The organism is Saccharospirillum alexandrii, assembly GCF_004000275.1.
Lineage (GTDB): Bacteria > Pseudomonadota > Gammaproteobacteria > Pseudomonadales > Natronospirillaceae > Saccharospirillum > Saccharospirillum alexandrii.
The window spans coordinates 838,403-850,842 of sequence record NZ_RCIP01000002.1 but is presented as its reverse complement, the minus strand read 5'-3'; the positions used below and the strand labels follow the sequence as shown (position 1 = coordinate 850,842).

General features: G+C 57.3%; 12 protein-coding genes. 2 read left to right on the top strand and 10 right to left on the bottom strand.

The genetic code is table 11. From position 1 onward, the window contains the following. Positions 1 to 13: 13 nt before the first annotated feature. From EP166_RS11555 to EP166_RS11535, 5 genes are all read right to left on the bottom strand, one after another. Positions 14 to 1,228, bottom strand: coding sequence for a phosphoribosyltransferase family protein (locus tag EP166_RS11555; protein WP_127557083.1), 1,215 nt, complete (start codon positions 1,226 to 1,228; stop codon positions 14 to 16). Between the two features lie 92 nt (positions 1,229 to 1,320). Continuing rightward, complete coding sequence (gene maiA, locus EP166_RS11550) at positions 1,321 to 1,965, bottom strand: maleylacetoacetate isomerase (RefSeq protein WP_127557081.1); 645 nt, start codon at positions 1,963 to 1,965, stop codon at positions 1,321 to 1,323. 44 nt (positions 1,966 to 2,009) lie between these two features. Beyond that, positions 2,010 to 3,026, bottom strand: coding sequence for a fumarylacetoacetate hydrolase family protein (locus tag EP166_RS11545; protein ID WP_127557079.1), 1,017 nt, complete (start codon positions 3,024 to 3,026; stop codon positions 2,010 to 2,012). A gap of 54 nt (positions 3,027 to 3,080) precedes the next feature. Beyond that, complete coding sequence (gene hmgA / locus EP166_RS11540; protein WP_127557077.1) at positions 3,081 to 4,385, bottom strand: homogentisate 1,2-dioxygenase; 1,305 nt, start codon at positions 4,383 to 4,385, stop codon at positions 3,081 to 3,083. Positions 4,386 to 4,480: 95 nt separating this feature from the next. Further along, positions 4,481 to 5,449: a phytanoyl-CoA dioxygenase family protein gene (locus EP166_RS11535; RefSeq protein WP_246026276.1), complete on the bottom strand. Its 969-nt coding sequence runs from the start codon at positions 5,447 to 5,449 to the stop codon at positions 4,481 to 4,483. A gap of 139 nt (positions 5,450 to 5,588) precedes the next feature. Here EP166_RS11535 and EP166_RS11530 point away from each other — a divergent pair, with 139 nt between their 5' ends. Beyond that, positions 5,589 to 6,494 carry an AraC family transcriptional regulator gene (locus tag EP166_RS11530; RefSeq protein WP_127557075.1) on the top strand — a complete coding sequence of 302 codons (906 nt, stop codon included), beginning with the start codon at positions 5,589 to 5,591 and terminating at the stop codon, positions 6,492 to 6,494. 4 nt (positions 6,495 to 6,498) lie between these two features. Here the strand turns inward: EP166_RS11530 and EP166_RS11525 are convergent, their stop codons facing one another. Together EP166_RS11525 and EP166_RS11520 are read right to left on the bottom strand one after the other, a co-directional pair. Next, positions 6,499 to 6,759: a DUF3081 family protein gene (locus EP166_RS11525; RefSeq protein ID WP_127557072.1), complete on the bottom strand. Its 261-nt coding sequence runs from the start codon at positions 6,757 to 6,759 to the stop codon at positions 6,499 to 6,501. Between the two features lie 61 nt (positions 6,760 to 6,820). Further along, positions 6,821 to 8,020 (bottom strand): MFS transporter, encoded by a 1,200-nt coding sequence (locus EP166_RS11520; RefSeq protein ID WP_246026275.1) that lies wholly within the window; start codon positions 8,018 to 8,020, stop codon positions 6,821 to 6,823. A gap of 159 nt (positions 8,021 to 8,179) precedes the next feature. Here EP166_RS11520 and EP166_RS11515 point away from each other — a divergent pair, with 159 nt between their 5' ends. Then, positions 8,180 to 9,844, top strand: a complete 1,665-nt coding sequence (locus EP166_RS11515) for an alpha-amylase family glycosyl hydrolase (RefSeq protein WP_127557068.1) — start codon at positions 8,180 to 8,182, stop codon at positions 9,842 to 9,844. Here EP166_RS11515 and EP166_RS11510 read toward each other — a convergent pair. The 3 genes from EP166_RS11510 to EP166_RS11500 form a co-directional block, all read right to left on the bottom strand. Continuing rightward, complete coding sequence (locus EP166_RS11510) at positions 9,841 to 10,509, bottom strand: dienelactone hydrolase family protein (RefSeq protein WP_127557067.1); 669 nt, start codon at positions 10,507 to 10,509, stop codon at positions 9,841 to 9,843. The two genes, EP166_RS11515 and EP166_RS11510, sit on opposite strands and share 4 nt — an antisense overlap. A gap of 262 nt (positions 10,510 to 10,771) precedes the next feature. After that, on the bottom strand, positions 10,772 to 10,963 hold the full coding sequence (locus EP166_RS11505; protein WP_127557065.1) for an RSP_7527 family protein: 192 nt from the start codon (positions 10,961 to 10,963) through the stop codon (positions 10,772 to 10,774). 197 nt (positions 10,964 to 11,160) lie between these two features. Then, entirely contained in the window at positions 11,161 to 12,369 is a 1,209-nt protein-coding gene (locus EP166_RS11500; RefSeq protein ID WP_127557063.1) for a cation:proton antiporter, read from the bottom strand. Positions 12,370 to 12,440: the final 71 nt, after the last annotated feature.

The window sequence follows — 12,440 nt, the reverse complement described above, 5'->3', positions numbered from 1 at the left end:
AAGAGCAGTGGTGCTATCGCTGGTGCAGCGCTTTAAGTTCGTCGCTGTACCAGATCTTTCGCTTGAATCGCGGGTTTTTGGATGACATGTCGATCTTGTAGGGGTTGAGTTCTTCGGCTTGCGGATAACCAACAATGCGACACAATTCCTGTGCCAGCCATTTTTCGATTTTTAACACCACCAGTTTTTTGCGCAGCCGGCCCTGTTCATCGCGGTTCAAAATGGTGGGTAAGGTGTTCAGGGTGAGAATTTCGTCGATGGCCGGGTGCGCCATACGTTCACGGCCTTCATCGCTGGCATAAAAGTGGGAAACCGCAAATACCAGGCGTCTCGGGTTGATCTGTTTCAGGAACTGGCAGGATTTAACCACGGTCGACCCGGTGCGCACCATGTCGTCGAACAGGATGACGCTGGCTTCTTCCAGGCCTTCGAAGGTGTGTTCGCTCTCTTTGTGCAGGGTGATTTCTACTTTACGCTCATCGGTTCGTTCTTTATCGAGCATGATGAACTTGGCTTTGCTCAGGCCCAGGGTGTCGAACATTTCTTTTACGAAATCGCGCGCGCCCTTGTCGGGTGCGCACAGCACCAGGCCTTCGCCGTTGTCGCCGTAATTCAGGATGTCGGAATTCAATAAGTAGTGTGCGTAAATTTCATAGGGAATCAGGTTGTGAAAGTCGCCTTCGAACACACTGGAAAAGATTTTCTGAACCGAGCTTGAGTGGTTGTGAACGGTGAGTACGGAATCGACCCCGGAGAGTTTTAGCAGCTGTGCGTAGAGTTTTGCGGTAAAGGGTTGGCCGTCGAATTTTTTGATGTCTTTGATGTCGCGTTCGAAATGGGTTTCACCCAGATCCTTTCTCGGCCCTCTGTCCTGGGCGCTGTAAAACAAGTCCGGTTCAACCAGTACGACTTGTTTGGCGCCGTTCTCTTTGGCAGCCCGGGCGATGATCAGGTTCGCCATGGCCAATTCCTGTCGGCTCTTCAGGTGGCTGCTGGTGCTGACGATGACCACAATCTTGCCATCCAGCGTATGGCCGATGTTGTCCATATCCTGCTCATCGGAAATAAACCGTGGGCAGAATTCGGAGTTCATGAACTGTTTCATGCTGATTTTGTCAGCGATGTCTTCGAGTTGTCCGACGGCGTAGGCAATGTCGATGGCGAAGGGGTTATCGGCGACGTTGCTGACAACAACGACATTTCTTGACTGTTCAGTCGAAAAAGTCATGACGAGTCCTGTTTTTGAGCGGCTGGGCAGAGGGGCGCCAGTTTAATATGGGAGGCCGCATTTCGATAGGGGCAAAGCAGGATTGGTGATCATCAAACAGCGTCCGGCTGCTCGGCGGGTGCTGCTTGTTTGAACTCGGGCAGGTTTCTGCAGTGGGTCGCTATGCGCACCAGGGTTGGGAAGGGTGTTAGATCGCAGTTGAATCGTTCTGCGTTGAACAGTTGTGGTACCAGAAACACATCCGCCAGGGTGGGCGAGTCGCCATGGCTGAAGCGGCCGGTCTCCGGCTCCCGGGCCAGTCGCGCTTCCAGGGCGGTAAAGCCTTTGGCCACCCAATGCTGATACCAGGCAAGTTTGGTGGCTTCATCGACACCCAGTTCGTCGGTTAAATAGCCCAGCACCGAGACATTGTTCAGCGGGTGCATTTCGCAGGCGACCAGGAGGGCCAGCGAGCGTACCCGAGCGCGCGCTTCCAGGCTTTCCGGCAACAGCGGTGGTTCCGGGTAACGCTCTTCCAGGTATTCGCAGATGGCCATTGATTGGGTGAGAGCACTGCCCTGCTCGGTTTCCAGCACCGGCACCAGCCCCTGGGGGTTGCGGCGCCGGTGGGCATCCTGGCGGTGTTCGCCCTTAAGCAGGTTGACCGGGATCTGTTCGTAATCGAGCCTTTTCAGGTTCAGGGCGATGCGCACCCGGAAAGCCGCTGAAGACCGAAAGTAACTGTGTAATGTGAGCATGGGGAGCGCCTTATCGGATGACCTGGCCAGTGTAGTCGATTTTTTTACGCTGGGTATTTCGTAACTTTCTGGTCGATAGCGCCGAAAATACTCTGACCGTCAGCGTCGAACATTTCGATCCGAACCCGGTCGCCAAAGCGCATAAAAGGCGTTTTTGCGGCGCCGTGTAGTATGGTCTCGACCATGCGTAACTCGGCCAGGCAGCTGTAGCCGACACCGCCGTCACCGATTGGCTTGCCAGGGCCGCCGTTGGCGTCGGGGTTGGATACCGTGCCGGAGCCAATAACGGCACCCGCGCCCAGGTACCGGGTTTTTGCCGCATGGGCGATCAGCTCGGGAAAGCCAAAAATCATATCCGGACCGGCATCGGGTTCGCCGAACTTTTCACCATTGAGGTGAACCGTTAATGGACGATGTAAGCGGCCGCCTTTCCAGGCGTCGCCGAGTTCATCTGGCGTGACGCAGATCGGGGAAAAACTGGAGGCGGGTTTGGCCTGAAAGAAGCCAAAGCCCTTGGCCAGTTCACCGGGAATCAGCCCACGCAGGCTGACGTCGTTGACCAGCATGACCAGTTTGATGTGGCTGGCGGCCTGCTCGGGCGATACGGCCATCGGCACGTCGTCAGTAATGACTGCAATTTCACCTTCGAAATCAATGCCGTGCTCTTCACTGACCGCTTCGATGTCTTCGGTGGGTGCCAGAAAGCAATCGCCACCACCCTGATACATCAGCGGGTCAGTCCAGAAAGTCTCTGGCATCTCGGCATTTCGCGCCTGGCGCACCAGTTTGACGTGGTTCAGGTAGGCGGAGCCATCGGCCCAGTGGTAGGTGCGCGGCAAGGGCGAATGCAGGGCGCTCATATCCAGTGCGAAGGTGTCTTTGGCAGTGCCTGCATTCAGAGCGGCGTAGCGTTCTTCCAGCTTGGGTGCAACCGTAGCCCAGTTCTCGATGGCCTGTTGCAGGGTGCTGGCGATGTCGGTGGCCGGTGCGGCCTGGGTCAGGTCCCGTGAGACCAGAATCAGGGTGCCGTCGCGGCCGGTGTTAAGAGTGGCGAGTTTCATAGTGGTTCAATCCCGTAAGTCGTAAAACGTGGTCTTCCTGAACGTGTTCTGCTGTCAGCGTTGGCCGGGGTCGAATTGAGCGGTCAGTGTCGACCAGACATTCACGTAATCCCGCTGACGGTGTTCGGTAGTCTGGGCCGCTTCGGTCGCTTGAAAAACGTAGCGGCTCTCAAACATAAACGCCAGGGTGTTGCCCTGGTACTGGGGTGTTAATTCGGCTGCGCTGGCTTTGGCAAAGGTGTCGGCATCCGGCCCGTGCGGCGACATGCAGTTATGCAGGCTGGCACCGCCGGGTACGAAGCCTTCGGCTTTGGCGTCGTATTCGCCGTGAATCAGCCCCATGAATTCACTCATCAGATTGCGGTGAAAATAGGGCGGGCGAAAGGTGTTCTCGGCGACCATCCAGCGCGGCGGAAAGATCACGAAATCGATGTTGGCCATGCCCGGGGTGTCGGACGCGGAGGTCAGCACGGTAAAGATCGACGGGTCAGGGTGGTCGAAACTGACGGTGTTGATGGTGTTGAACCGCGCCAGGTCGTATTTGTAGGGCGCAACATTGCCATGCCAAGCAACGACATCCAGCGGTGAATGGCCCAGGTCTGCGACCCAGAACTGGCCTGAGAATTTGGCAACCAGCTCAAACTCCCCGGTTTCGTCTTCATAGGCCGCCACCGGCGCTAAAAAGTCTCTCGGGTTGGCCAGGCCATTGGCGCCAATGGGCCCGAGACCGGGTAATTCCAGCGGGCTGCCGTAGTTTTCGCAAACATAGCCACGAACGGCCTCGCACCCCTCACCCAGACGAACCTGGAATTTCATTCCGCGCGGTATTACTGCGATCTCACCGCTGGCGACGTCCAGTACGCCCAGCTCCGTGCGCAGCACCAGGGTGCCCAGTTGCGGCACGATCAACAGTTCTCCGTCGGCATTGTAGAAAAATCGCCGGGTCATATCGGCGTTGGCGGCATAGCAGTGAACACCACAACCGGTTTGGGTGCCAGCATCGCCGTTGACCGCGATGGTGAACAGACCGTCGATAAAGTCGGTGGGCTCAGACGGAATCGGTAACGGATCCCAGCGCATTTGGTTTGGGTCGGCCGCACCGGCCAGTGGGGCGGTCTCAATGTTTCGACCAGGCAGTGGCCGATAGGCCGATTGCAGCACCGATGGCCGAATCCGATACATCCAGGTGCGTAGATTCTGGTGGCGCGGCGCGGTAAAGGCCGACCCGGAAAACTGCTCGGCGTACAGCCCATAGGGGCAGCGTTGCGGCGAGTTCTGACCCAAAGGAAGCGCGCCCGGCAGTGCCTCGGTTGAGAACTGGTTGCGAAAGCCGCTTTGGTAGTCGAGTGAAGCCATCATGACCATACCCTCGGGCTGTAATGGTTGCAAATGAAACTATATGAGCCAAGGATAGTGCTGGTTGGTTTCATTTGCAACTAACTGCCAGGGTGTCGCTACGATGACTGCCAGGAATCCAGCCCCAGCAGTTTCCGCCCCAGTTCCGACAGTTCCGCTCGTGGGTAACGCGTCTGTTCCCAGCCACGTGGATCGCCGGGGAAGGCATAACCCTGAGGAGGAAGGCGGTCGCGCCATGACGCTATCCGCCAGTCGCGCACCTCTGTGTTGTCTTCTTCTGCGGGCACCATGGCAATGTATTGCGCTAGGCGCACGGCATCCGACTGGTTCGGGCGAATGCCGTGGGCGAGCAGGCTGTTGAAGATCAGCAGATCGCCGGCTTTCATCGGCACGAACTCGGTTGGGTAGCCGCAGTTCTGCCCGGGTGAGAACGGGTCCCGGTCAGCCGGTGCCTGGCGTCGCCATGCTTCGAAGTGTTCGAATAGCTGGGGCACACACTGGAAACCACCGGTCTCTGGCGTGGTGTCGCTCAGCGCCAGCACACCCTGAACGTTGACTGGCAAGGGGTCGAGTGTGGTGTTGGCGTCCCAGTGAATGAAACCCGAAAAGGCCCGACCAGAGCGGTTGGGCGGGTTCAGGTTGGCCCGGTCGATGGTGACCCAGAGGTCTTCACGATCCCAGATATCGACAAAGGCGTTGTACACCCGGGGCGTTTGGCGATTCGCCCACAGCAGAGGGTGGTTGTAGGCCTCCACCATACCGCTGTTGTTCAGTTCTACCATGGCATGGTCACGTCGCTGGGGGGCGTACCAGCTGCCTGGGTCCTGGGGGGACATTTCCTGAAATTCCCAGAGAAAGTCGGTGGTGGCGGTTACCTGTTCAGGGGCGATCGCCTGGCGGATGACGACGTAGCCATAACGCTGCCAGTGAGCCCAGTCAGCCTCGCTGAGCACACGCAATGGTGTCTGTTTAACGAGACTGGCAAGCGGCGGGTGTTCCTGATTGCCAACGCTGTTGTTGCCGGGTTGCTGGTCACCAAAGCCGTAGCGGTTTTTTATTGTGGTCATGGGGTTCTCCTGTGAGTCCATGGACACATCCTAGCGCCATGACAGGGGGCCGGGCGGTGACTTTTGAGCATAAACCAATACTATTCGCTCAATTTGAATGGCATTATCGAATAGATAGTGCAATTACGGGGTCAGGTGCATGAAAGCCCAATTCGAACGCATTCACTACCCGGATGATGCCTCCTGGCGGTTTTTTCTGCGCGAGCTCGATACCCTGCCGTTTGAATGGCATTACCACCCGGAATACGAGTTAACCCTGACTGTGAACAGTCAGGGTGAGCGTTATGTCGGCGACCACATTGACGCTTATCAGAGTGGCGATCTGGTATTGCTGGGCCCCAATTTGCCGCACAGCTGGGCAAGCCAGGCGCCTGGGCAAGCTGGTACGCATCGGGTTTATGTGCTTTGGTTTCGCCAGGAATGGGTCGATGGCCTGGCCCGGCAATTTCCGGAATTCGCCTCACTCGCTACCTGGCTGGACCGGTCGCGACGGGGGCTTGCCTGGTCGCATGAACTGGCGGCTGAGCTGGAGCCTTTGTTCGAGCAGTTACCCGGTGCCAGTGCTGCCCGTCGTCTCACGCTACTGCTTGATATTCTGACCGCCCTTCAGGAAGAAGCCCCTCGTACGCTGGCGTCGGCGCGGTTTCATGGCGAGACACTGGCCGAACCCGCGCAGCGGGAACTGAGCCCGATATTGGATAGCCTGCATCGTGATTTTCGCGAGCCACTGCGGGTGCCTGCGCTGGCGCGCGAGCACCATATGAGCGTCAGTACGCTGAACCGGATGTTTCGCCGGCAGATGAACCAGAGCTTGCATCAGTATTTAACCCACATTCGCCTGGGTCATGCCTGCGCTGATCTGATTCGGACCGAGCGCCCGGTCAGTCTGGTGGCTGAACAGAGCGGCTTCGCCAACCTGTCCAATTTCAACAGGCTGTTCAAGCAATACAAAGGGGTAACACCGCGCCAGTTCCGCCGGAAGTTTCAGCAGGCGGTGGTTCATGGCAGGCCCTCGATGCTGGCGGGTTCGGTGGACAACTCGTGAAGGTTTACTGGTATTTATCGAGCACGGAATCGAGGCGTTTGATAAAGTTTTCAGTAGCTCGGGAATTTGGGCTGTCGACTGAAAACGTCTGGTGAAACATCAGCGTTAACGTCACTGCACCATCGCTCAGTGAGACGGTATAGCCATCAAAACCGGTATCGGCGGTTAGGCCATCGAGCAAATAACCCTTATCGGTTTTTGTGCCGTTGTCGATCACGGTCTGGAAGGCACGCAGCGCGTTGCCAGCCTCAATTTTTTCAGACATAGGTGTGTCTTCAAATGATGCATTCCCGACTAGTCTAGTGCAGCCAGTCCGCTCTTCCCAATCACCTTTCACCTGAGAACCTTGGCAAGCGGCTGATCACCATGGCAGCAATCAGTGACCACCCCCCGGTGACCACCCATGTCCATTCCCAGCCACCGCTTCGGCTGGCGACCAGTGCGACCAGGGGCGGGCCAGCGAACTGACCGAGTGAAGACCATTGCTGCATCCAGCCGACGGTGGTCGATACCGTATCCTCACTGGGTGCCAGCCTTACGGCAAGTGAAAACAGCACGCCGGGAATGACGCCACCGACCATGGAGAACAGCAAAACGGCACCGTACCGAACCAGAGGTGCCGTGTCGGTCAGGCTGGAAAAGGCGAACAGAGTGCCAAGGCTCATCACACCAAAACCGGTGTACAACAGTTGCCGTGCCTGAATGCCTCGATGCAGCAGATAGCCGGAGGCCAGATTACCCAAAACGTTAATCAGTGCCACCAGCGCCGTAAGCGGCCCGATCCACAGTGCGCTGAAACCGGCCTGACGATAGATGGAAGGCAAAAACCCGATGACCGAGAGCCACTGGCTGGAATACAGGGCGAAAATAATGGCAATCAGCCAGGGGCCAGGCGCCGCCAGTGTATCGGCCGGGCGTCGCCACCAGGGGGCAGATGGCAAAGTGGTGTTGGCTGAGGCCGAATGCGGTTGGTCGGAGGGCACGGCGACCCACACCCAAACCAGCATCAATATCGATATCAGCGCAAGCACTCGCCACCAGCCTTGCCAGCCCGCTGCGTCGATTACCCAGGGTGCGGTTAGTAACGCCAGGCTGGTACCGAAGCCCATATAGCAGCCCCAGAGGCCGAGTCGCGGGCTCAGTTTCTCGACCGGCACCTGACGCCGAATCAGTCCCGGTGCAGGCAGTACGACCAGCAAGAAGCCAACCCCTTCGAGCGCACGCAAGGTGAGCAACGCCGTCACCGACGTCGCTTCAGCGCCGAGAAAGCTGGCCAGTGCCAGGATAACCAGCCCGGCCATCATGCTGCGCCGTAGACCGACCGTATCGGCTGCCATACCCACCAGTAAACCCACCGTCATGCCCGCCAATTGCACCAGCGACAACATAAAGCCCGCTTGCAGTAGCGTGATGCCAAGTGCTGTCTCCAGCGCGGTAATCGCCGGCGGCAATTTCCCAAGGTGAAGCGCTGCGGAGACACCGGCGATGATCACGATAAACTCAGAAGGAAAGCGTAACTGCGACATAATGACGAAAAGCCTGGAAGTTAAGGGCATGGTAAGCGAGGTACTTTAACAGGTTAGTGGTTGAAGGCGGGAACATAGGGGTATGGCCCGTTAACTGGCCGACTGTGGGGTTAGGCACTAGGCTTGCGCCAACGGTTAAACGATGCAGCGAGCAACGGTATGGATTCCACTATTGCAACACTTTGGCAGCACGTCTATGGCGCGGACCACCCTGAGGCACTGTCGCGACTGTCAGAACTGTTGGAAACCAGCCGCCAAACACTGGCGCAGCAACCAACGACGCCCGACCCGGACTGGTACCGCAACGCCATTGTCTATTCGCTGTACGTCGATGCCTTTGCCGGTGACTTTACCGGCCTGACTGAGCGACTCGATTATCTGGCGATGCTGGGCGTGAATACCCTGTGGCTGTTGCCCATTCTGGATTCGCCGATGCGCGATCAGGGTTTTGATATTCGCGACTTCAAAACCATTCGGGCGGAGTTGGGTGGCAACGCAGCCTTTACCGAGTTTATTCAGGCCGCGCACCAGCGTGGCATTCGGCTTTTGTTCGACATGGCGGTGAACCACAGTTCCGACCAGCACCCGTGGTTTCAAGCCGCCCGTTCAGACCGGAACTCGCCCTTTCGGGACTATTATATCTGGCATCCCGACCGTGAGCGTTACCAGGATGCGCGGTTAATTTTTAAAGGCATGGTCAATTCCAACTGGTCTTACAACGAGGCGACCGATGATTATTATTTTCATCGCTTTTATTCGTTTCAGCCCGACCTGAACTATCGCAATCCCGAGGTGCTCATCGCCATGATGGAGAATTTCCTGTACTGGAAAATTCAGGGCGTCGATGGGTTGCGCATGGATGCCATTCCCTTTATCTGGAAGGAGGAGGGCACCAACTGTGAAGACCTGCCCACCACGCATACGCTGCTGAAACTGATTCGAGCCGGGCTTGATTATTGCGAGCCGGGTACGCTGTTGATCGCTGAAGCAAACATGACACCCAAGGATGTCGTCGGCTATTTCGGCAACGACGATGAATGTCAGGCGGCCTACCATTTCCCTCTGATGCCGCAGTTTTATATGGCACTGGCAGAAGGCGATCGGCGTTACATCGAAGACGCCCTGTCACCCTCGGTTACACCCGCCATACCGGAGAAATCCTGTTGGATGTCTTTTTTACGCTGCCACGATGAGCTGACGCTGGAGTTCGTTTCGCCTGAGGTGCGCGAAAAAATGAACCGCTATTATCTGCACGATCCGGAGTGTACGTTTCGCGAAGGGGAAGGCTTGGCCGGCCGGCTGTTCTACCTGGTGAAAGAAGACCCAGCCCAAGCCCTGCTGCTGAACGCCATGCTGTTTGCGACCGAAGGTTCGCCCATTTTGTATTACGGCGATGAAGTCGGCATGACCAACGATGAGACGTTTTATCGGGAAAACAGTGCCCGCACCGGTTTCAGGGATGCGCGTTTCATGAATCGGGGCGATATGAGCTGGCGCAAGGTCGATGCGGCCCTTAACCAGCCCGGGTCGGTCGAACATCAACTCTTTCACGGCATTCAGCAATTAATTGAGTGGCGTCGCCGGTTGGCGGCCTGCTTTCATCGCAGTGCCCGTTTTCTGGCCAACCCGGACCCGGCGGTGTATAGCCTGGAACGGGAGGCCAATGGTCAGCGGCTGGTTGTTGCGCACAATCTCTCGGCAACGCCCGTTGAGGTTGAGGTCGACCAGCCGATGACCGACCTGGCATCGAACCAGGTTGTCATGGGGTCGGTTGGGTTGCCGGCCTACGGTTATGTTTGGCTGGTCAGCGACGCGACCGGTTAAGAGGACACCTCGGTGATCAGTTTCAGGGTGCGTTCCCAGGCTACCTTGGCTGACACCGGCTCGTAGGAATCGCGAATGTCGCAATTGAAACCGTGGCCTGCCGGGTAGGTGTAGACCGGCAATTTGGGTTGCTTGCTGCGCACGGTGTCGACGCTCGCCATGGGAATGCTCGCGTCCTGTTCGCCGAAGTGAAGGATGGTGGGGCACAGGGGCGACGTGTCGGCGAATTCCGGAATGCGACCGCCGTAATAGCAGACGGCACTGGCTAGCCCGGAATGTTGGGTCGCAACTTTGTAGGCCAATGAACCGCCCATGCAAAAACCGATGACAGAGACCGGACCGCGTGCATCAAACTGGTCGATCGCAGCGGTGACATCAAGCGCGGCGGTGTCGAAACTGAAATTGGCGAGCAAGGCTCGACCGCGTGCGACGTCTTCGGGGGCATAGCCCGTTTCATAGCCGGGTTCCAGCCGATCAAACAACGCTGGTGCTACCGCAATAAACCCTGCCTCGGCCAATCGGTCGCAGACCGAGCGGATGTGACGGTTCACGCCAAAAATTTCCTGTAAAACAATAACGATACCTCGCGAGGTATGGTCTGGCTCGGCGACGTAGGCCGCAAACCGGTGCTGGTCGCTGGCGGTCAATTCCAGGGTGTGTGGCATGATTCGTGTCCTGATCGAGTCTTGAGTGACCCTCAGTGTAGCCAGCTTTATCAGCACTGGGCAGGCTCATAGGTGAAACTGAGCGTTCAGGAAGGAATCCAGACTGCATTTCGGTGAACCACTGAGCAGGGGGCAGGCAAAAAAAAGCACGGGACGATCACTCGGCCCGTGCAAAATACCATCACAACAACAACGACAAAGAGGAGAGCTTGCACCAGCGTGGTGTTTGTCAGGTCACCACGCCGTCATGAAAGGGGAGTGTTCAGGCGTTGCTTGGCGTTGCACGCGAGCCCAGAACATTCTGGATACCAGCGCGCAAGGACTTGAAGAAGTCGCCTGCCTGCTTCCGCAGGTATTCGTTGCGCAAACGCATGGCTTCACGCTCGTAATAGGCAACATCAACGTTGCCGAAACGGTCGGTCACGATTGCAGTTTCAGTGGTCGGGTTGGTCATGTCATGCTCCTGGGCGCTTAGCCGGAATTAGTGGGAGGGGAGACCGGTGTTGGGTGCCCTCTTCAATTGCGGCGCATGATAAGAACTTGACCGCCTGGTCACAAACGATCAAATTTCAGGCTATGCGTGAGAAAAAGTATTTTATACGGGTGATGGCTGAGGCAACCTGAGACGTCGAATGCTGTGCGAGTCAGGCATCATTTTTCGCGACGCATCAGCCTTGGCAAGGTCAGGCTGGTGAGCAGTACGGTGCCGACGGTAACCACCATCATGGCCGTAAACGCCTTGGGTTCGGCGCCTGCTTCAAGGGCTTTTTGCATGATGACCATGGCAATTTCGGCTCTCGGGATCATGCTGACACCGATCAGTAGGGCACCGTAGCCGCCGAGGCGGCGATAGGCGGGCAGGCAGGTGCCCAGCAGTTTACCCGCTACGGCCGCTGCCAGCAGCACCACGCCGGGCCAGAACGCACTGGAAAAGGCCGTCAGATCAATGTGCAGGCCGAGGCCAATAAAGAAGAAGGGGGTAAACACCACGTAGAGGCCGTTAAACACCACCCGCTCTTTGGCGGCAGCGGTATCCCGGCTGAAGGCCAGCCCGGCCAAAAAGGCACCTACCGCCAGCGATAGCCCACTGACTTCAGCCAGCGCCGCAATGATGAACCCGATCGACAACATCAACACCATGGGTTCATGGCGGGTTTCATAACGTTCGACAAACTGCGTCAGGCGTTTTTCAAAGTAAACCGAGAACACCCAGCAGGCGGAGACGAACATGATCAGGGTGCTGAGCACTTTGGCAAGGGTCAGCCCCACGTCCGTTGCGGCAATGCTCTCTCCGCTGGCCAGCAGCGGGGCCAGGGCGACCAGAATGGCCATCAGCACGATGCTGCTGATGTCATCGAGCTCCGCCACATCGACGAAGAGATTACCGCGCTCGGTGGTCAGTTGTTTGGCGTCCTGCCAGATGGTGACCGTAACGCCCAGGCTGGTTGCGGTCAGGGCAACGCCGACAAAAATACTGGTCAACAGGGAAAAGCTGACCAGATAATAGGCTGCCGCAAAGCCTAAAGCACCGCTGAACAATACATTCCACAACCAGATCCAGGACGCATTGGGCAGTTGTTTGAGCAGCCCGCTCAGGTCGCTTTCCAGGCCGACCTTGAATACCAGCAATACCAGACCGGCCTCGGCCAATAACCCCAGGCTGTGTCGGCTACCCTGATCGAGCAGAGGCACTTGGGTGTTCAGCCAGCCTAAAAACGTGCCAACCCCAATGTAGATGACCAGTAATGGCATGAAACGCCGAATGAATACGCCACGGACCAGTAAGGTGAATATCATCAGCACGCCCACCAGGAACAGTGAGTAGGCAGAGGGAAGTTCTGGCAGTGACAGCGAATTCATGGCGAGACTGAGACGTGGAATGTGACGTCAGTGTAACAGCTTGGGCTGATCCGTCAGGCTGATCTGCGTCA